Genomic DNA, 18,896 nt, shown 5'->3' with positions numbered 1-18,896 from the left:
GATCTCGCCGCCCACGGAGCGACCGCCCAAGGCCGCCCCGGCTCCGGAGTACGTCCGGCCGTCCCAGCGCCGGGCGGAACCCGCGCCCGCCGCTCGGCCGGCGGCCGCGGCGCCCGCGGCGAGCAGTGACGACTGGCCGGAGACGGTGCAGCCCGGGGCGGGGAGCCGCTCGGCCCCGTCCCGTCCGACCGCGGGAGCCGGCGTCCCGGCCCGGGGTCCCGCGTCGGAACCTGACGTCCCGCTGCCGCCCGAGCCGACCGACGACGAGGACTACCCGCACGCCGCGCAGCCGACCGCCGTCCGCGCCGCGGTCGATCGCACCGAGGCTGCCACCCGGGGAGAGGTCGCGCCTGCGGGCGGCCCCCCGCGAGCGGCCGCGGAGTCGGCGCCCGCTCCGCGGGGCGGTGAGCCGACGCCCGTCGTCTCGGCGAACCCGGAGCCTGCGGCTGCCGACGGCGAGCTCACAACGACCGACGTCCGCCGCGTCTGGCCCGAGCTGCTCTCGGTGGTCAAGCGGCACAAGCGCACGACCGAGGCGCTGCTGAAGAACGCCCAGGTGCACAAGCTGTCGAACGGCGTCCTCACGCTGGCGACGTCGTCCCCGGCGCTGGCCCGGCGGCTCGGCGACGACCTCAACCGGGACGTCATCCGCGAGGCGCTCAACGAGCTGCTCGGGGTGCGCTGGCGGGTCGACGCCGTCGTCGAGGGTGCGGACGCCCCCGCCGGACCCGCCGTCACCCCCGAGGTGGCGCGGGAGGCGGCGCGCGTCGCCGAAGCGGCCGAGGCGCGCGAGCTGATGGCGGAGCGGGCGGCGGACCAGTCGGCCGGCGGGGACGGCGAGCCCGAGCCGGTCGTCGATCCCGAGCAGGCTGCGCTCTCCCTGCTGAAGGCCCAGCTCGGCGCCCATCCGGTGGACAGCTGACATGAACCGACCCGGCGTACTGGATGACGACGAGCAGGCCATCGTCGAGGCGGTGGCGCACTGGGTGGACCGCGAGGTGCGGCCGCATGCGGGGCGGCTCGAGCGCGAGCACGAGTACCCCGAGGCGCTGATCGCGCAGATGAAGGAGATGGGGGTCTACGGGCTCGCCGTCCCCGAACGGTGGAGCGAGTCCGCCGTCTCGGCCCGGTGCTTCGCGCTGGTCACCGCCGAGCTGGCCCGCGGCTGGATGAGCCTGGCGGGCGCCATGGGCGGGCACAGCGTCGTCGCCACCCTGCTCGCCCGATTCGGCACGCCCGAACAGCAGGAGCGCTGGCTGCCGCGGATGGCCACCGGCGAGGTGCGGGCGACGATGGCGCTGACCGAGCCCAGCGGCGGCTCCGACCTGCAGGACATCCGCACCCGGGCGCGCCGGGACGGCGACGGCTACGTCGTCGACGGCAGCAAGACCTGGATCACCAACGCCCGGCACGCCGGCCTGATCGCCACGCTGGTCAAGACCGACCCGGCGGCCCGGCCCCGTCATGCGGGCATCAGCATCCTGCTCGTCGAGCCCGGCCAGGTGGACGTCTCCCGCGACCTCCCGAAGCTCGGCTACCGCGGCGTGGAGTCCTGCGAGCTGTCCTTCGCCGGGTCGCGGGTGCCGGCGTCGTCGCTGCTGGGCGGCGAGGAGGGCCGCGGCTTCGCGCAGTTCATGTCCGGCCTGGAACTGGGCCGGGTGCAGGTGGCCGCCCGCGCGGTGGGGGTCGCCCAGGCGGCGCTGGACGACTCCCTCGCCTACGCGCAGCAGCGCGAGACGTTCGGCAAGCCGATCTGGCAGCACCAGTCGGTGGGCAACCTGCTGGCCGACATGGCGACCAAGGTGCACGCCTCCCGGCTCATGCTGCTCGACGCCGCGGCCAGCCTGGACGCGGGCCGACGCTCCGATCTCGAGGCCGGCATGGCGAAACTGTTCGCCTCGGAGGCGTGCATGCAGGTGGCGCTCGACGCGGTGCGCATCCACGGGGCCGCCGGCTACTCGGCCGAGGTGGACGTCGAGCGCTACTTCCGGGACGCCCCGCTGATGATCGTCGGCGAGGGGACCAACGAGATCCAGCGCAACGTCATCGTCCGCCAGCTGATCGCCCGGTCCCGCGAGGGCTGAGCCCGCGGCCTCTTCCTGCGCATTGCGGCTGGTGTTCCAGCGTTGCCGGTGCTGCAGCGCGCGCAATGGCCGCAGAGCACCCGCAATGCGGGGCCGAGCGGTTGGTGGGCGGTTCGAGCCCCGGCGTGCCGCTGCGCGTCGTATCCGCGGCCTACTCTCGTGACATGTTCCCCGGAGGCCAGCCCGACATGGCGCAGCTGTTGAAGCAGGCGCAGCAGATGCAGCAGCAGTTGGTCGCCGCGCAGGAGGAGCTGGCGCGCACCGAGGTCATCGGCACAGCCGGCGGCGGGTTGGTGTCGGCGACCATGACCGGCGACGGCGAACTGACCGCGCTCACCATCGCGCCGGCCGCCGTCGACCCCGAGGACCTCGAGACGCTGCAGGACCTCGTCGTCGCCGCCGTGCGCGACGCCAAGCGGGCAGCCGACGAGCTCGCCGCCGGCGCCATGGGCCCGCTCGCGGGTGGCCTGGGTGGGGGTCCGGGCGGCCCGCTCGGACTCCCCGGCTTCTGACCGCCGACCCCCGCAGAGGAACACCGTGTACGAGGGCGCCGTCCAGGACCTGATCGACGAGCTCGGGCGCCTGCCCGGGGTCGGCCCGAAGAGCGCCCAGCGGATCGCCTTCCACCTGCTGGCCGCCGAGTCCGCCGACGTCAGCCGCCTGGCCGCCGCCCTGAAGCGGGTGCAGGAGGAGGTCCGCTTCTGCGTGACCTGCTACAACGTCGCCGAGGCCGAGCAGTGCCGGATCTGCCGCGACCCGCGCCGCGTCGACGACATCCTGTGCGTGGTCGAGGAACCCAAGGACGTCGTCGCCATCGAGCGGACCCGTGAGTTCCGCGGGCGCTACCACGTGCTCGGCGGCGCGATCAGCCCGATCGACGGCATCGGCCCCGACGACCTGCGGGTCAAGGAGCTCATGACCCGGCTGATGGACGGCGCCGTGACCGAGCTGATCATCGCCACCGACCCGAACCTCGAGGGCGAGGCCACGGCGGCCTACCTGGCGCGGCTGGTGTCGCCGATGGGGCTGGCGGTCTCCCGGCTGGCCAGCGGTCTGCCGGTCGGTGGGGACCTGGAGTACGCGGACGAGGTCACCCTGGGGCGGGCCTTCGAGGGCCGACGCCGCATCGACGCCTGACGACAGCCGCGGGAGCATCGCAGCGAGGGACGAGCGAGGAGCGGACCGCGGCGCGGAGTCGGGCCAGAGGGCTTCGCCTGACGGGAGCCGCCGGTATCGGCGGCAGAGGTTCACGTTCGCGCCGCAGTCACGACGCGGTAACAGTGCTTTCGCAGAACTCCTTACTGCTGAGACACCGTGTTAGACCTAAATCCTCCACTGGCCAACAGGCGGTCGCGTGGCGCCTGGTGCGCCCGCGAGCCGCCGTCTGAAGACGAGGTAACGGATGAGATCCGGTTCGAGCAACCGTCGGCGCGTGGTCGCCACCGCGGGTGTGGCAGCGACGGCCCTGGTGCTGGCCGCGTGCGGCGGCGGTGACGGCGACGGCGGTGGGTCCGACGGCGGCAGCAGCGGCGGCGGTGCGGTCACCGTCGGCACGACCGACAAGGTCACGACGCTCGACCCCGCGGGCTCGTACGACAACGGCTCCTTCGCCGTCATGAACCAGGTGTTCCCGTTCCTGATGAACACCCCGCTGGGCAGCCCGGACGTCGAGCCCGACATCGCCGAGTCGGCCGAGTTCACCGCGCCGACCCAGTACACGGTGACCCTCAAGCCCGGCCTCACGTGGGCCAACGGCAACGACCTGACCAGCTCGGACGTCAAGTTCACGTTCGACCGCCAGCTCGCCATCGCCGACGAGAACGGCCCGTCGTCGCTGCTCTACAACCTCGAGAGCGTGGACGCTCCCGACGACACCACCGTCGTGTTCAACCTGAAGTCGGAGAACGACCAGGTCTTCCCGCAGATCCTGTCCAGCCCGGCCGGCCCGATCGTGGACGAGGACGTCTTCTCCGCCACCGAGCTGACCACCGACGACGAGATCGTCGACGGCAACGCCTTCCACGGCCAGTACGTGATCACCAGCTACGACTTGAACAACCTGGTGTCCTACGAGGCGTACCCGGACTACCAGGGCCTGCTCGGCGAGCCGAAGACCGAGCAGATCAACGTCAAGTACTACGCGGACGCCTCGAACCTGAAGCTGGACATCCAGGAGGGCAACATCGACGTCGCCTTCCGCAGCCTGTCCGCCACCGACATCGAGGACCTGCGCGGCAACGACCAGGTGAAGGTCGTCGACGGGCCGGGCGGCGAGATCCGCTACATCGTCTTCAACTTCAACACCCAGCCGTTCGGCGCGACCACGCCCGAGGCCGACCCGGCCAAGGCGCTCGCCGTCCGTCAGGCCGTGGCGCACCTGCTCGACCGCGAGGAGCTGGCCGACCAGGTCTACAAGGGCACCTACACCCCGCTGTACTCCTTCGTCCCCGAAGGCCTGACCGGCGCCACCGAGCCGCTCATGGAGAAGTACGGCGACGGCTCGGGCGGTCCGGACGCCGACAAGGCGGCCCAGGTCCTCGAGGCGGCCGGCGTCACCACGCCGATCACGCTGAGCCTGCAGTACTCCAACGACCACTACGGGCCGTCCTCGGGCGACGAGTACGCGCTGATCAAGGACCAGCTGGAGTCCAGCGGCCTGTTCACGGTCGACCTGCAGACCACCGAGTGGGTCCAGTACTCCAAGGACCGGACGGCGGACGTGTACCCGGCCTACCAGCTCGGCTGGTTCCCGGACTACTCCGACGCCGACAACTACCTGACGCCGTTCTTCCTCACGGAGAACTTCATCAGCAACCACTACACCAACCAGGAGGTCAACGACCTGATCCTCCAGCAGGCGGCGACCCCGGACGCCGCCGAGCGTCAGGCCCTGATCGAGCAGATCCAGGACACGGTCGCCGACGATCTGTCGACGGTGCCCTACCTGCAGGGTGCCCAGGTCGCCGTCACCGGAGCGGACGTGGAGGGCGCCGAGGACACCCTCGACCCGTCCTTCAAGTTCCGGTACGGGGCCCTCAGCAAGGGCTGATCCGAGCCGGCTGAGAAACTCTGATCGACGGCCCCGGGTGACCCGCTCCGTGCGGGTCACCCGGGGTCCGGCTCGTTCGGGCCCGAAATCCAGGTGGGAGAGATGACCACGACGACGACCGAGCTCACCGGCAGCGGTGCGGCTCCGGACGCCGCGCCCGCGCCGTCCGCGAAGCGCCGAGGCGGAGGCGGTGGGCTGGGCACGTACCTGCTGATCCGCTTCCTGCTGATCTTCCCCACCGTGTTCATCCTCGTGACGACGGTGTTCTTCCTGATGCGCTCGACCGGTGACCCGATCACCGCCGCGCTGGGTGGCCGGCTCACCGGCGAGCAGCTGGCCGAGCGGGTGCGGGCGGCCGGCTACGACCGGCCGCTGCTCGTGCAGTACGTCGAGTACCTGGGCAACGTGTTCACCGGGGACTTCGGCTCGGCGATCAGCGACCGCCGCCCGGTGACCGAGATCCTCACGACCTTCGGCGCCGCGACCCTCGAGCTGGCCTTCTACGCGTTGCTGGTGGCCTTCGTCGTCGGCATCCCGCTGGGCCGGCTCGCCGCCTACCTGCGCGACAAGTGGCCCGACGCCGTCCTGCGGGTGTTCGCGATCCTCTGCTACGCCACTCCGGTCTTCTTCTTCGGCATGCTGCTGAAGCTCGTCTTCGCGGTGAACCTGGGCTGGCTGCCGGTCGCCGGGCGGGCGTCGACCGGCGCGGACATCCAGTTGCAGACCCTGGACAGCTCGACCGGCATCTACCTGATCGACGCGATCGTGCTCGGCGACGGCGAGGTGGTCACCGACGTCCTCGAGCACGCCGTCCTGCCGGCGATCGCCCTCGGCCTGCTCACCGCGGGCGTGTTCCTCCGCCTGGTCCGCACCAACGTGATCGGCACCCTCGGCATGGGCTACGTGGAGGCGGCACGCTCCCGCGGGGTCGCCGAGCGACGGTTGCTCAGGAAGCACGCGTACCGGCCGGCGCTCATCCCGATCATCACCGTCATGGGCCTGCAGATCGCGCTGCTATTGGGCGGCGCGGTGCTCACCGAGACGACGTTCGAGTGGAAGGGTCTGGGCTTCCAGCTGACCGAGTACCTGCAGGCCCGCGACTTCGTCGCCGTCCAGGGCATCGTCGTGCTGCTGGCCGTCATCGTCGCGGTCACCAACTTCATCGTCGACGTCATCGCCGCCCTCATCGACCCCCGGGTGAGGTACTGATGAGCACCGCCGTCCTCACTCCCGCCCCCGACACCCACCGCGGCTGGCGCCGCCTGCCGCTGATCCGGCAGCTGCAGCAGAGCGTCGGGCTGCAGCGCGGCATGCTGGTCGCCGGCCTGGTGCTCAGCGGCCTGTTCCTGCTCACCGCGGTCCTCGCGCCCGTGCTCGCGCCCTACGAGTACAACCAGCTGCGCGACCCGGCGGGCCCGTTCGGCGCCCAGCAGGAGCCGTCGTCCGCGCACTGGCTGGGCACGACGGTCGGCGGCTACGACGTCCTGTCCCGCGTCGTCTGGGGCTCGCGGACGGCGCTCTACGTCATCGTCGTCGCCATCGTCCTGTCGATCTTCGTCGGCGTGCTGCTCGGCCTGGTCTCGGGCTACTTCGGCGGCTGGCTGGACCGGGTCCTGATCGTCGTCTGCGACGCGATCTACGCGTTCCCCACCCTGCTGCTCGCGATCGTGGTGGCCATCGCCATCAACGGCGGGCAGTCGAGCATGTGGGGCGGCATCCTGGCGGCCGCGATCGCGATCACCGTCGTCTACATCCCGCAGTACTTCCGGGTGGTGCGGGCGGAGACGGTCCGGATCAAGGCGGAGGCCTTCGTCGAGTCCGCGAAGGTCATCGGCGCCGGGCACTGGCGGATCATGACCCGCCACGTGCTCCGCAACGCGACGCGGACGCTGCCGCTGATCCTGACGCTCAACGCCTCCGAGGCGATCCTCACCCTCGCCGGCCTCGGCTTCCTCGGCTTCGGTATCGAGCCGAGCTCCGCCGCCGAGTGGGGATACGACCTGAACCGGGCGCTGGCCGACGTGTCGAGCGGCATCTGGTGGACGTCGGTCTTCCCCGGTCTGGCCATCGTGCTGGTGGTGCTCGGGCTGACCCTGGTCGGGGAGAGCCTCAACGACCTGGCCGACCCGAGGCTGCGCACCCGGCGGCGCGCGGTCGCCTCGCGGGCCGACGTCGCCGAGTCCCCGGTGGTTCCCGGTGGCTCGCTGGCTGCCGGCCCCGGCGGGCTGGCCGGTCTCGAGGGTCCCGACGAGGGAAGGCGGTTCGACCAGTGAACGCCGCGAGAGCGACGCACGAGCGAGCATCGCAGGGAGCGCCAGCGACCGAGGAGCGGAACGAGTGCGGAGCCGAGCAGTGAACGACGTCGTGGGCATCGAGAACCTGTCGGTCAGCTTCGCCACCGACATCGGCACCGTGGACGCCGTCCGCGACGTCAGCCTCGGGGTGGCCGCCGGCGAGGTGCTGGCCATCGTGGGGGAGAGCGGCAGCGGCAAGACCGTCACCGCGCGCAGCATCCTCGGCCTGCTGCCGGAAACCGCGCTCACCCGCGGCGCGATCCTGCTGACCAGCAAGGACGGCGCGACGACCTCCGACGTCGTGACGCTGTCCGGCGCGCGCCTGGGGGAGGTGCGCGGCCGGGACGCGGCGATGGTCTTCCAGGAGCCGTCGACCGCGCTGAACCCGGTCTACCCGGTGGGCTGGCAGATCGCCGAGGGGCTGCGCGCCCACGGCAAGTACAGCCGCAAGGAGGCGCGGCAGAAGGCGATCGACGTCCTGCGCCGCGTCGGCATCCCCGACCCCGAGCACCGCGTCGACCACTATCCGCACCAGTTCTCCGGTGGGCAGAAGCAGCGCATCGTCATCGCGCAGGCACTGGTCCTCGACCCCGGCGTGATCATCGCCGACGAGCCGACGACGGCCCTCGACGTCACCGTGCAGGCCGAGATCCTCGACCTGCTGCGCCGCTGCCGCGACGAGTTCGGCGCCGCGATCGTGCTGATCACCCACAACATGGGCGTGGTCGCCGACCTCGCCGATCGGGTGGCCGTCATGTACCAGGGCCGGATCGTGGAGCAGGCCGACGTCCGCTCGCTGTTCGCCGCTCCCCAGGACCCCTACACCCAGCAGCTGCTGGCCGCCGTCCCGCGGCTCGGGCAGGGCGTGGCCCGCACGCGGGAGCGGGCGGCCGCCCGGCCCTCCGGATGGCAGGAGGCGGCGCCGATCGTCGCCGCGCGGGACCTCCGGATCGTCTACCCCGGACGGCTGCGCCAGCCCGACTTCGTCGCGGTGGACGGCGTCGGCTTCGAGATCCGGCCCGGCGAGGTGCTCGGCCTCGTGGGGGAGAGCGGCAGCGGCAAGACGACCATCGGCCGCGCGATCGCCGGGCTGACGAAGGTCACCGGCGGCTCGCTGCAGGTGCTCGGCGCGGAGATGAACGGCGTCAAGGAGAAGGCGTTCCGGCCGGTGCGCGAGCGGATCGGCTTCGTCTTCCAGGACCCGGCGTCGAGCTTCAACCCCCTGCTGACCATCGCCGAGGCCGTGGCCGAGCCCCTGGTCGTGCACAAGCGCTTCCCGAACGCCGCCGCAGCACGCGCCCGGGTCGACGAGCTGCTGGAGCAGGTGCAGCTGCCCAAGGCGTTCGGGGACCGCTTCCCGCACGAGCTCTCCGGCGGGCAGCGGCAGCGGGCCAGCCTCGCCCGGTCCCTGGCGTTGGAGCCGGAGCTCCTGATCGCCGACGAGCCCACCTCCGCCCTCGACGTCTCGGTGCAGGCGCGGGTGCTGGAGCTCTTCGACGAGCTGCAGCGCGAGCACGGCTTCGCGGCGTTGTTCATCAGCCACGACCTGGCCGTGGTCGACCTCCTGGCCGACCGGATCGCGGTGCTCTACAAGGGCAGGCTGGTCGAGGAGGGCACGGGGGCCGAGGTCCTCGGGGCGCCGCAGCACCCGTACACCCAGCGGCTGCTGGCCTCGCTGCCGGTTCCCGAGCCCGACGAGCAGGCCCTCCGCCGCGGGGCCTGGGAGCGGCTGCGCGCCGCCGACTGACCGGAACGCCCGTCGGGGGAGCTACTCCAGGACGACGTCGTCGCCGCGGCGGAGCGCCCGGCGGACCCGGAGCCGAAGCACCCGGGCGTAGGCCTGCACGAACTGCGTGTAACCCGGCGTCGGCCCGTGATAGCCCAGGAACCCGTGCGGGCCCTCGACCATCTCGCCGGTGCGGACGTCGTAGCGGCTCTGGTGCCACGGGCAGACCAGGCAGCCCTCGGCGTCGAGGGTGCCCTCGGACAGGTCGGCGAGCTGGTGCCGGCAGCGCCGGGAGACGGCGAAGTACCGGTCGTCCCCGCGGTTGCCCACCGCCCAGTCGCCGGCCCGGCGGACCGTCCCGGGCGGCAGGTCGGCGGCGGGGATCCGGTCGGGTTCGCTCACGGGTGCTCCTCGGCGGTGGGGACGGCGGATCCGCCCTACCCCGCGCGCCGCCGCCGGACGCCTCGCACGTCGGTAGGGTCGAAGATCCGTTCCGCGAACACGCCCAGGAGGTGCCGTGCGCCGGCTTCCCGTCGTCCTGGGCGCGGCCGCCCTGCTCCTGCTGAGCGGCGGCCCGGCGCAGGCCGAGGATCCGTTCCTGCTCGACGAGCCGCTGGTCGACGAGGCCGCGGTGATCGGTGACGAGGCGGCCGTCGAGGACGCGATCGACGCACTGCAGGCCGAGGACGGCACCCAGCTGTACGTGGTCTTCGTCGACTCCTTCGAGGGCCTGGGTGCCGGCGAGTGGATGCAGTCGACCGGGAACCTCTCCGGACTCGGCGGCGACGACGCCCTCCTCGCGGTCGCGGTCCAGGACGGGGACTACGGCTTCACCCTCCCGGCCGCCTCCGAGCTCTCGGTGGACGAGGCGAACTCGCTCGCCCGCGAGTACGTGGCGCCGGAGTTCACCGAGGACGACTGGTCCACCGGCGCCGTCGCGTTCGCCGACATCCTGCGCACCGGGGAGGCCCCCGCCTCGGCGGGGTCGGGAGATTCCGGTGGGGGCGGCGGGACGCTGCTCGTCCTCGGTGCGATCGCCGTCGCCGGTGGCGGGGCCTACCTGGTGTCCCGGTCGCGCCGTCGGAAGCGCGAGGCGCAGCCGCCGCCGGTGGTCAGGCTGGAGAAGCCCGACCCGTACGCCGGGACGACGACCGAGGAGCTGCAGGGCCGGGCGAGCAACGCCCTGCTCGAGCTGGACGAGGCCCTGAAGACGTCGCAACTGGACATCGACTACGCCCGCGCGCAGTACGGCGAGGACGCCGTGACCGGCTTCGACACGGCGCTGGCCACCTCGCGCGACGAGCTCGCCCGGGCCTTCGCGCTCCGGCAGCAGCTCGACGACGATGTCCCGGAGGACGAGCCGACCACCCGGCAGATGCTCGGGGAGATGCTGAAGCTGACCGAGGCCGCCGACGCCCGCCTCGACGCGCAGGCCGAGGCCTTCGAGCGGCTGCGCGACCTGGAGAACACCGCACCGGCGGTCCTCGAGGCGCTGGCTCCGCGGATCGCCGCGCTACGGGAGCGCATCCCGCAGGAGGAGCTCCGCCTGGCCGACCTCCGCAGCCGCTTCGCCGAGTCGGCGCTGGCCCCCGTCCGGGACAACGTCACCGAGGCCACTGCGCGCCTGGCCGCAGCCGAGCAGGAGGTGCACGAGGCGCTCGACGCCCTGGGCGCCGGCCGGCCCGGGGACGCCGTCGGCGACATCCGCGCGGCGGAGGACGCCGTGGCGCAGACGACCACGCTGCTCGACGCGGTCGGCCGCCTGGCCACCGACCTCGAGGCGGCGGGCGGCCGGGTGGCCGCCGTGCGGGCCGAGACGGAGAAGGACCTCGCGGAGGCCCGCGCGCTGGTCGCGTCGGGCAACCGCAGCGGGCTCGGTCCGCAGATCGCGCGGGCGGAGGCCGCGCTGACGTCCGCCGACGCGGCGATGCGACCGGCCGACGGGTCCCCGGCCGATCCGCTGACCGCGCTGCGGCAGCTGGAGGAGGCCGACATCGCGCTCGAGCAGGCGCTGTCGGTGGCCCGGGACGCCCAGACACAGATCCGCCGGGCGGCCGCGGCGCTCGACCAGGCCGTGCTGACCGCGCGCTCGACGATCGCGGCCGCCGCCGACTTCATCGACACCCGCCGGGGCGCGGTCGGCCCGGAGGCGCGCACCCGCCTGGCCGAGGCGCAGCGCCACCTGGACGTCGCCGTCGACCTGGGGCGGGACGACCCGGTGGCCGCGCTGCGCGAGGCGCACCAGGCCACGACCATGGCGCAGCAGGCGCTGGACCGGGCCCAGGACGACGTCGGGCAGTGGTCGGGGGGCGGCGGTGGATACGGCGGGCCCGGGGGCTACGGGGGCGGCTACGGCGGTGGCCGGGGCGGCGTCGACCTGGGCAGCCTCGTGCTCGGCGGGATCCTGGCCGGCGGGAACCGGGGCGGTGGTCTCGGAGGCGGCTTCGGCGGTGGCTCGGGTGGCCTCGGCGGCGGTGGCTTCGGCGGCGGTGGCGGTGGCCGCTCGGGCGGTGGCCGGCGCACCGGCGGGGGGAGCTTCGGCGGCTCGCGCCGGGGCGGACGCACCGGCGGCGGCCGGTTCTAGTTCCCCTCGCACGGAACTCCCTGGGAAGTGTCAGTCCCCGGTGGGACGGTTCGCTTCCCCGACGAAACGAGGAGACGACATGCCCACCCGTGACACCCCCTGGCCCAACGGCACGCCCTGCTGGGTCGACTACGGCGCCGCCGACATGGACGCCACGAAGGCCTTCTACACCGACCTGTTCGGCTGGACCTTCACCGAGAGCAGCGGCGACGAGTACGGCGGCTACATCAACGCGCTGAAGGACGACCGCCAGGTGGCCGGCTTCGGCCCGCTGATGGGCGAGGGTGATTCGCCCGCGTGGACCACGTACTTCGCCGCGGACGACGCGGCCGCGATCGCCGCGAAGATCAGGGACGCCGGGGGCGCGGTCGTCATGGAACCGATGGAGGTCGCCCCGTTCGGGACGATGGTCATCGCCCTCGACCCGCAGGGCAACAGCTTCGGGCTCTGGCAGTCCGCCCAGCACACCGGCGTCCGGGTGCACAACGAGCCAGGTGCGCTGGCCTGGAACGAGGCGATGGTCGACGACACCGCCTCGGCGAAGCAGTTCTACTCCGCCGTCTTCGGGTTCACGTTCGACCAGATGTCCGCGGAGTTGGCCGGCGAGGGCATGGACTACGCCACCTTCAGCACCGGCGGGAACCCGCTGGGCGGGCTCGGTGCCTCGGATCCGAGCATGCCGAAGGGCTGGCTGACCTGCTTCTCGGTCGCCTCCGCCGACGAGACGGTGGCGACGGTCGCGGCCAAGGGCGGCAAGGTGACGATGCCACCGATGGACACGCCGTTCGGCCGGTTCGCCATCGTCGAGGACCCGTGGGGCGCGCCCTTCGAGGTCATGCAGGACCCGCCGGCGTCCTGACCCGCGCACTCCGGCCGGCGCGTGTGGGGGCGCGTCGGCCGGGGCCGTGCCGGGTCAGCCGCGGAGCTGGCCGTAGGTGTGCTCGGGGCGGAACCGGACGACGAGCCGCCGGTCGGACACCATGGCGCCGCGGTACTCGTCCCAGTTCTCGTGCTCGCCGCTGATCCCGCGGTAGTAGGTGATCAGTTCCTCGACCGTGTCGTCGTGCGCGTCGGCGGCGACCGGGGTGAGCTCGGCGGTGCCCTCGACGGCGACCCAGGTCCAGAAGTCCTTCGACGCGACGTGCAGGGTCACCCTCGGGTCGGCCCGCAGGTTGCGCGTCTTGGCCCGGCTGTCGGTGACGGAGACGCGGAACAGCTGCTGCTCCGGGTCGTAGGCGTAGCCGACAGTGGACAGCTGGGGCCGGCCGTCGCCCTTGACCGTGGCGAGCACGCCCCAGCGGTGCTCGGTGACGAAAGCGAGCATGCGGTCGTCGATCGTCACCGCTGCCTCCCGCGAGGCTTGAGGGGAACCGGTGGCAGCGGCGGGGCCTCCAGTCGCGCGCCGTCGTAGCCGATCACCGGACCGAACCGGTCGGCCTCGCCGTTCCACTGCTCGGCGTAGTCGGCGATCTCCTCGCCCGACCGGCCGACGAAGTTCCACCACATGACGATGCGCTCCTCGAACGGCTCGCCGCCCAGGAGCATGAGCCGCGTCGGCCGGCCGTCCGCGGTGGCGCCGCCCCGCAGGCGGAGGGTCCGCCGGCCGGTGCCGAGGTAGAGCATCGCACCGGTGGTCAGGGGTGCGCCTTCGATCTCGGCGGCACCGGAGGAGGTGAGCACTCCGTACTCGAAGCCCGGGTCCAGCGGGATCTCGACGTCCGAGCCCGGTGCCAGCTCCAGGTCGGCCCCCATCAGGGCCGTGTGCGCGGTGGCCGGCGAACGGGCACCGCCCAGCTCGCCGACGAGCACGGTGGCCGTCATGCCGTCCGAGGTGAACCCGGGCAGCGCGGCGTGGTGCTCGAACGTGGGCGGCATGTCCCGGACCGCGTCCGGCAGGACCACCCACAGCTGGACCCCGTGCAGGAGACGCGGGTGGCTCACCGGCGACTGCTCCGAGTGGGCGATGCCCAGGCCGGCGGTCATCAGCGGCAGCTCCCGCGGACCGAAGGTGACGTCGCTGCCGAGGGAGTCCCGATGGTGCACCGCTCCCTCGAGCAGCCACGACACCGTCTGCAGGCCGGTGTGCGGGTGCGGCGGCACCTGCATCCCGGCACCGGCGGCGATGTCGTCGGGCCCGTAGTGGTCGACGAAGGCCCAGGCACCGACGAGCCGCCGGCCCAGCGTGGGGAGCAGCCGGCGGACGCGCGTGCTCTCGCCGAGCAGCACCTCCTTGCCCGGCAGCAGGTCCAGCGCGGGGCCGGCCGAGGTCTGCTCGAGGCCGCCCAGCTCCTGGGCGGACGGCCGTCGGTCGAGGTTGCTCATCGCCCCTCCGTTTCCGGCCCCCGAGGGGCCAAAGTGGCCATTGTGGCCGCTAGGAGTCCTGGCCAGTCTCGCCCCGAACCGTCCCGTGCGGAACGGTCGGGCCGGAGACGCGCTGCGCCGGGATCGAGCCGAGCCGGCCGGCCTGGAAGTCGGTGAACGCGTCCATGACCTCCTGCCGGGTGTTCATGACGAACGGCCCGTACATGGCGATCGGCTCGCGGATCGGCGCACCGCCGAGGATGACGACGTCCAGTGCCGGGGTCCGCGACTCCTGGTGGACGGCGCCGTTGACCGTGACCGTGTCGCCGGGGCCGAGGACGGCCAGCTGGCCGGTGCGGATCGGCGCCCGGTCGATCCCGACCGATCCGGCGCCCGACAGCACGTAGACGAGGGCGTTGAAGTCGCGCCGCCACGGCAGGTCGAGCGTCGCGCCGGGGGAGACGGTGGCGTGCACCATCGCCATGGGCGTGTAGGTCGAGCCCGGGCCGGTCCGGCCGGCGACGTCCCCGGCGATGACCCGCAGGAACGCCCCGGCGTCGGGGCTGGCGAGCAGGACCGAGGCGTCGGCGCGCAGGTCCTGGTAGCGCGGCTCCACCCACTTCTGCGCCTTGGGCAGGTTGACCCACAGCTGCAGGCCGTGGAACAGGCCGCCGCTCAGGACGAGGTGCTCCGGCGGCCTCTCGATGTGCAGGACCCCGCCACCCGCGGTCATCCACTGGGTGTCGCCGTTGCTGATCGTGCCGCCCCCGCCGTGGGAGTCGGCGTGCTCGAAGGTGCCGTCGATGATGTAGGTGACGGTCTCGAAGCCGCGGTGCGGGTGCCAGCTCGTGCCCTTGGGCTCCCCGGGTGCGTACTCGACCTCGCCCATCTGGTCCATGTGGATGAACGGGTCCAGGTCCTGGAGGTCGACGCCGGCGAAGGCGCGGCGGACCGGAAAGCCCTCGCCCTCGAAGCCGGACGGCGCGGTCGTCACCGAGCGGACCCGGCGGCGGACCGTTCCCGGGGCAGGCACGGGCACGCGCGGCAGGGTGGTGGTGTCCTCGACGGTCACGGCAGGCATGCCGGCCTCCTTGGTTGAGGTCTCAACTAACGCTCACTGTAGCGCAGGCGGGAGCTGATCTGTTCCCTCTACGCGCGATCCCGCCTTCCGACGTTGATCATCGGATTGCTGCCGCGGGACACGCCGTCGCCCGGCGTGTCAGCGGGCAACCACCCGATGATCGACTCGAAGAGGAGCCTCGCGACGGCGGGTTGCCCCGTCGCCCCGAAACGCGCAGTTCACACGCTCTTACTAGGTTCGCCTTCATGGCGGACCTGTTCGACGGCTACCCGCTCGGCGACGTGTGGGACGAGATGTTCGGCGAGGTGGGCCGGGCCCGCCCCGCCTACGCCGGGTTGTTCGCCTCGATGCAGCCCATCGACGGCGACGAGCTCGCCGCCCGGGCCGACGTCCTGTCGCAGACCTATCGCGACGCCGGCGTCACGTTCGCGCACGCCGGCGAGGAGCAGCCCTTCCCGCTCGACATCGTGCCGCGGGTGCTCGGCGCCGACGAGTGGTCGGTCATCGAACGCGGGGTGGCCCAGCGGGTGCACGCGCTGGAGGCGTTCCTGGCCGACGTCTACGGGGCCGGACAGTGCTTCACCGACCGGATCGTGCCGCGCAGCGTCGTCACCACCAGCGCACACTTCCACCGCCAGGCGCACGGCCTGGTGCCGCCGAACGGGGTGCGGGTGCACGTCAGCGGCATCGACCTGGTGCGCGACGAGGCCGGCGACTTCCGGGTGCTGGAGGACAACCTCCGCTCGCCGTCGGGCGTCAGCTACGTCATCACCAACCGGGCGGCGATGAGCCAGGTGCTCCCGGAGCTGTTCGCCGACCACCGCATCCAGCCGGTCTCCGACTACCCGAGCCGGCTGCTGGCCGCACTGAAGGCCTCGGCCCCGACCGGCGTCGCGGACCCGACGGTCGTCGTCCTCACGCCGGGTGTCTACAACTCCGCCTACTTCGAGCACGCACTGCTCGCCCGCCAGATGGGGGTCGAGCTCGTCGAGGGCCGGGACCTGATCTGCGCGGGCAACCAGGTGAGCATGCGGACCACGGACGGTCAGCAGCGCGTCGACGTCATCTACCGGCGGATCGACGACGAGTTCCTCGACCCGGTGCACTTCCGCCCCGACTCGGTGATCGGCTGCGCGGGCGTGCTCAACGCCGCCCGGGCGGGCCGGGTCACCATCGCGAACGCCGTCGGCAACGGCGTCGCCGACGACAAGCTGCTGTTCACCTGGGTGCCCGAGCTGATCCGCTACTACCTCGGCGAGGAGCCGGTGCTGGCGAACGCGGAGACCCACCGGCTGGACGACGAGGACACCGTCGAATGGGTGCTGGCCTCCCTCGACCAGCTCGTGCTCAAGCCGGTCGACGGCTCGGGCGGCAAGGGGATCGTCATCGGCCCGCGGGCGGACGAGAAGACCCTCGGTGAGCTGGCGGTCAAGGTGCGGGCGCGTCCCCGGGACTGGATCGCGCAGAAGCCGATCGGGCTGTCCACCTGCCCGACGCTGGTCGGGGGGCGGATCGCTCCACGGCACGTCGACCTGCGCCCGTTCGCGGTCAACGACGGGGACAAGGTGTGGGTGCTGCCGGGTGGGCTGACCCGGGTCGCGCTGCCGGAGGGGGAGCTGGTGGTCAACTCCAGCCAGGGCGGCGGCTCGAAGGACACCTGGGTGCTGAGCCCGCCGCGGCGGGGCGACGGGGTGGGTGGGGAAGGGGGCACAGAGCCAGACCTGACGACCATCGAGTTCACCGCCGCCGACATGCCGGAGGACCCGCCCGCCCAGGATCCGGGGCCGCTGAACGACACCGTCGTGGGCCAGTCCCAGCAGCAGCAACAGTCGGGGGTGCGGCCGTGCTGAGCCGGATCGCCGAGTCGCTGTTCTGGATCGGCCGCTACGTGGAACGGGCCGACGACACCGCCCGCATCCTCGACGTGCACACGCAGCGGCTGGTCGAGGACCCGTGGATCGACGAGCGCCGGGCCTGCGCGAACCTGCTCGCGCTGATGGGGTCCCCGACAGCCGTCGGGGTGGTGGGGCGGGAGACAGCAGATCGTGAGGCCGACACCGAGCTGGTTCTCGACACGTTGGCATTCGACCGCACCAGCCCGAGCTCGATCGTCGGGGCACTGTCCGCGGCCCGGGAGAACGCCCGCGGGGCCCGCGAGGTGCTGAGCGCCGAGATCTGGGAGTCGCTGAACGTCACGCACAACGCCCTGCCGCAGCAGCGGACGATGGCCCGCCGGTACGGGCCCCACTCGCTGTTCCGGTTCGTCCGCGAGCGGTCGGCGATGGTCTTCGGCCTGGCCGACGCCACCATGAGCCGGGACGAGAGCTGGCTGTTCCTGATCCTGGGCCGCTCGCTGGAGCGGGTGGACATGACCTCGCGGATCATCTCGACGCGCGTGCTCGCCGGGGACGCCGCGCCGTCCTGGACCCTGGTGCTCCGCTCCACCGGCGCCTACGAGCCCTACCTGCGCACCTACCGCGGGATGGTCAACAGCAGCCGGGCCGCGGAGTTCCTGCTCCTGGACCGGCTGTTCCCCCGCTCGGTGTTCGCCGCGCTCGAGCAGGCCGAGGCGTGCCTGGCCGAGCTCGAGCGGTCCACGATCCGCGACGCGGCCCGGATCGGGGTCGCCGGCGAGGCGCACCGCATCGTCGGCCGGGCGCGCACGATGCTCGAGTTCATGGGCACCCCCGAGCTGCTGGCGCAGCTGCCCTCCCGGCTCGAGGAGCTGCAGCGGATGTGCTCGGCGGCCAGCGCCGCGGTGACGCACCGGTTCTTCACCGAGCAGGCCCCGCAGGTGTGGGTGCCCGAGGAGGCCGGATGAGCGGCTCCATGACCGAGCCGGCTCCGCCGGGCGGGAGCGAACGATGACACCGACGCCGCAGAAGCAGAGCCAGAGCCAGGGGGCGGCGCCGGCGCGCACCGCCGGCCACCGCTGGCGGCTGCAGGTCGTGCACCGCACACGGTTCCACTACAGCGGTCCGGTGCGTTCCTCCTACAACGAGGCCCGCCTGACCCCGGAGAGCAGCAACCGCCAGACGACCCTCCGGTCCCGGGTGGAGATCGAGCCGGCGGCCAGCGCTTACGCCTACCGCGACTACTGGGGATCCACCGTCACCGCCTTCGACCTGCACAGTCCGCACGCCGAGCTGGTGGTCACCGGCACGTCGATCGTCGAGGCGGGACCGGACCTCGCCGGGCACGACCGGGTGGGCTGGAGCGGGCTGGGCGCGCGGGAGGTGCGCGAGCAGTTCGGCGAGCTGCTGGCACCGACCCCGCTGACGGCCATGGGCGAGGAGGTGGTGGCCTCGGCGCGCGACGCCGTCGGCGACGCACATCCGCACGAGGCGGGGCCCATCGTGTGCCGGTTCGTCGCTGAGCACATGGAGTACCTCTCCGGCTCGACGAACGTGAAGACCAACGCGATGCAGGCCTGGACCAAGGGCAAGGGCGTCTGCCAGGACATCTCGCACGTCACCGTCGGCCTGCTCCGCGCGCTGGGCCTGCCGGCGCGCTACGTCTCCGGCTACCTGCACCCCAAGCCCGACGCCAGGATCGGCCAGCCGGTGACCGGTGAGAGCCATGCCTGGGTGGAGTGGTGGGACGGCGGATGGAACGCCTTCGACCCGACCAACTCCGTCGACATCGGCACCCGGCACGTCACGCTCGGGCGGGGCCGCGACTACGGCGACGTCCCGCCGTTCAAGGGCCTGTTCTCAGGCCCGAAGAGCGAGGGCCACACCGTGACGGTGGAGGTCACCCGTCTCGCCTAGCGGATAC

At 72.7% G+C, this 18,896-nt stretch carries 16 protein-coding genes and 1 pseudogene; 13 read left to right on the top strand and 4 right to left on the bottom strand.

Annotated elements, in window-relative coordinates; translation table 11 throughout:
- The 8 genes and pseudogenes from E4P39_RS15310 to E4P39_RS15275 form a co-directional block, all read left to right on the top strand.
- Nucleotides 1–922, top strand: a pseudogene (locus E4P39_RS15310) (DNA polymerase III subunit gamma/tau); the annotation flags it as partial.
- Between the two features lies 1 nt (nucleotide 923).
- Nucleotides 924–2,084 (top strand): acyl-CoA dehydrogenase family protein, encoded by a 1,161-nt coding sequence (locus E4P39_RS15305; protein WP_209306554.1) that lies wholly within the window; start codon nucleotides 924–926, stop codon nucleotides 2,082–2,084.
- A gap of 164 nt (nucleotides 2,085–2,248) precedes the next feature.
- Nucleotides 2,249–2,596 carry a YbaB/EbfC family nucleoid-associated protein gene (locus E4P39_RS15300; protein ID WP_135137426.1) on the top strand — a complete coding sequence of 116 codons (348 nt, stop codon included), beginning with the start codon at nucleotides 2,249–2,251 and terminating at the stop codon, nucleotides 2,594–2,596.
- Between the two features lie 25 nt (nucleotides 2,597–2,621).
- Entirely contained in the window at nucleotides 2,622–3,221 is a 600-nt protein-coding gene (gene recR, locus E4P39_RS15295; RefSeq protein ID WP_135137425.1) for a recombination mediator RecR, read from the top strand.
- Between the two features lie 295 nt (nucleotides 3,222–3,516).
- Entirely contained in the window at nucleotides 3,517–5,133 is a 1,617-nt protein-coding gene (locus tag E4P39_RS15290) for an ABC transporter substrate-binding protein (protein ID WP_245159857.1), read from the top strand.
- Nucleotides 5,134–5,235: 102 nt separating this feature from the next.
- On the top strand, nucleotides 5,236–6,342 hold the full coding sequence (locus tag E4P39_RS15285; protein ID WP_135137423.1) for an ABC transporter permease: 1,107 nt from the start codon (nucleotides 5,236–5,238) through the stop codon (nucleotides 6,340–6,342).
- The gene (locus tag E4P39_RS15280) at nucleotides 6,342–7,406 is read left to right on the top strand and encodes an ABC transporter permease (protein ID WP_135137422.1); all 1,065 of its coding nucleotides are present in this window, start codon (nucleotides 6,342–6,344) and stop codon (nucleotides 7,404–7,406) included. The genes E4P39_RS15285 and E4P39_RS15280 overlap by 1 nt, the downstream gene beginning before the upstream one ends.
- A gap of 79 nt (nucleotides 7,407–7,485) precedes the next feature.
- A complete protein-coding gene (locus tag E4P39_RS15275) occupies nucleotides 7,486–9,174 on the top strand; it encodes an ABC transporter ATP-binding protein (RefSeq protein ID WP_135137421.1) in 1,689 nt (562 codons plus the stop codon).
- Nucleotides 9,175–9,195: 21 nt separating this feature from the next.
- Here the strand turns inward: E4P39_RS15275 and E4P39_RS23270 are convergent, their stop codons facing one another.
- A complete protein-coding gene (locus tag E4P39_RS23270) occupies nucleotides 9,196–9,555 on the bottom strand; it encodes a Rieske (2Fe-2S) protein (RefSeq protein ID WP_135137420.1) in 360 nt (119 codons plus the stop codon).
- 115 nt (nucleotides 9,556–9,670) lie between these two features.
- Here E4P39_RS23270 and E4P39_RS15265 point away from each other — a divergent pair, with 115 nt between their 5' ends.
- Nucleotides 9,671–11,737 (top strand): TPM domain-containing protein, encoded by a 2,067-nt coding sequence (locus E4P39_RS15265; protein WP_135137419.1) that lies wholly within the window; start codon nucleotides 9,671–9,673, stop codon nucleotides 11,735–11,737.
- Between the two features lie 79 nt (nucleotides 11,738–11,816).
- On the top strand, nucleotides 11,817–12,596 hold the full coding sequence (locus E4P39_RS15260) for a VOC family protein (protein ID WP_135137418.1): 780 nt from the start codon (nucleotides 11,817–11,819) through the stop codon (nucleotides 12,594–12,596).
- Nucleotides 12,597–12,650: 54 nt separating this feature from the next.
- Here the strand turns inward: E4P39_RS15260 and E4P39_RS15255 are convergent, their stop codons facing one another.
- Genes E4P39_RS15255 through E4P39_RS15245 form a run of 3 tightly spaced genes read right to left on the bottom strand, consistent with a single transcriptional unit; the run spans nucleotide 12,651 to nucleotide 15,119 of the window.
- Nucleotides 12,651–13,079, bottom strand: coding sequence for a PPOX class F420-dependent oxidoreductase (locus E4P39_RS15255; protein WP_245159856.1), 429 nt, complete (start codon nucleotides 13,077–13,079; stop codon nucleotides 12,651–12,653).
- Complete coding sequence (locus E4P39_RS15250) at nucleotides 13,076–14,059, bottom strand: pirin family protein (RefSeq protein WP_135137417.1); 984 nt, start codon at nucleotides 14,057–14,059, stop codon at nucleotides 13,076–13,078. The genes E4P39_RS15255 and E4P39_RS15250 overlap by 4 nt, the downstream gene beginning before the upstream one ends.
- Nucleotides 14,060–14,108: 49 nt before the next feature.
- On the bottom strand, nucleotides 14,109–15,119 hold the full coding sequence (locus E4P39_RS15245) for a pirin family protein (protein ID WP_135137416.1): 1,011 nt from the start codon (nucleotides 15,117–15,119) through the stop codon (nucleotides 14,109–14,111).
- A gap of 245 nt (nucleotides 15,120–15,364) precedes the next feature.
- Here E4P39_RS15245 and E4P39_RS15240 point away from each other — a divergent pair, with 245 nt between their 5' ends.
- Genes E4P39_RS15240 through E4P39_RS15230 form a run of 3 tightly spaced genes read left to right on the top strand, consistent with a single transcriptional unit; the run spans nucleotide 15,365 to nucleotide 18,889 of the window.
- Nucleotides 15,365–16,969, top strand: coding sequence for a circularly permuted type 2 ATP-grasp protein (locus E4P39_RS15240; protein WP_135137415.1), 1,605 nt, complete (start codon nucleotides 15,365–15,367; stop codon nucleotides 16,967–16,969).
- Nucleotides 16,963–17,940: an alpha-E domain-containing protein gene (locus E4P39_RS15235; RefSeq protein WP_135137414.1), complete on the top strand. Its 978-nt coding sequence runs from the start codon at nucleotides 16,963–16,965 to the stop codon at nucleotides 17,938–17,940. Before E4P39_RS15240 ends, E4P39_RS15235 begins: the two co-directional genes overlap by 7 nt.
- A gap of 43 nt (nucleotides 17,941–17,983) precedes the next feature.
- Nucleotides 17,984–18,889 (top strand): transglutaminase family protein, encoded by a 906-nt coding sequence (locus E4P39_RS15230; protein ID WP_209306553.1) that lies wholly within the window; start codon nucleotides 17,984–17,986, stop codon nucleotides 18,887–18,889.
- Nucleotides 18,890–18,896 lie beyond the last annotated feature (7 nt).

The sequence above is a fragment of the Blastococcus sp. CT_GayMR19 genome (assembly GCF_004570385.1).
Classification (GTDB): Bacteria; Actinomycetota; Actinomycetes; order Mycobacteriales; family Geodermatophilaceae; genus Blastococcus_B.
This window is presented reverse-complemented; position numbering and strand designations above follow the sequence as displayed.

What these genes read in the sequence shown, in the direction of transcription:
- E4P39_RS15245 (WP_135137416.1), bottom strand. Translation starts at nt 15,119, where the DNA reads ATGCCTGCCGTGACCGTCGAGGACACCACCACCCTGCCGCGCGTGCCC.
- E4P39_RS15280 (WP_135137422.1), top strand. Translation starts at nt 6,342, where the DNA reads ATGAGCACCGCCGTCCTCACTCCCGCCCCCGACACCCACCGCGGCTGG.
- E4P39_RS15240 (WP_135137415.1), top strand. Translation starts at nt 15,365, where the DNA reads ATGGCGGACCTGTTCGACGGCTACCCGCTCGGCGACGTGTGGGACGAG.
- E4P39_RS15305 (WP_209306554.1), top strand. Translation starts at nt 924, where the DNA reads ATGAACCGACCCGGCGTACTGGATGACGACGAGCAGGCCATCGTCGAG.
- E4P39_RS15300 (WP_135137426.1), top strand. Translation starts at nt 2,249, where the DNA reads ATGTTCCCCGGAGGCCAGCCCGACATGGCGCAGCTGTTGAAGCAGGCG.
- E4P39_RS15250 (WP_135137417.1), bottom strand. Translation starts at nt 14,059, where the DNA reads ATGAGCAACCTCGACCGACGGCCGTCCGCCCAGGAGCTGGGCGGCCTC.
- E4P39_RS15260 (WP_135137418.1), top strand. Translation starts at nt 11,817, where the DNA reads ATGCCCACCCGTGACACCCCCTGGCCCAACGGCACGCCCTGCTGGGTC.
- E4P39_RS15285 (WP_135137423.1), top strand. Translation starts at nt 5,236, where the DNA reads ATGACCACGACGACGACCGAGCTCACCGGCAGCGGTGCGGCTCCGGAC.
- E4P39_RS15230 (WP_209306553.1), top strand. Translation starts at nt 17,984, where the DNA reads ATGACACCGACGCCGCAGAAGCAGAGCCAGAGCCAGGGGGCGGCGCCG.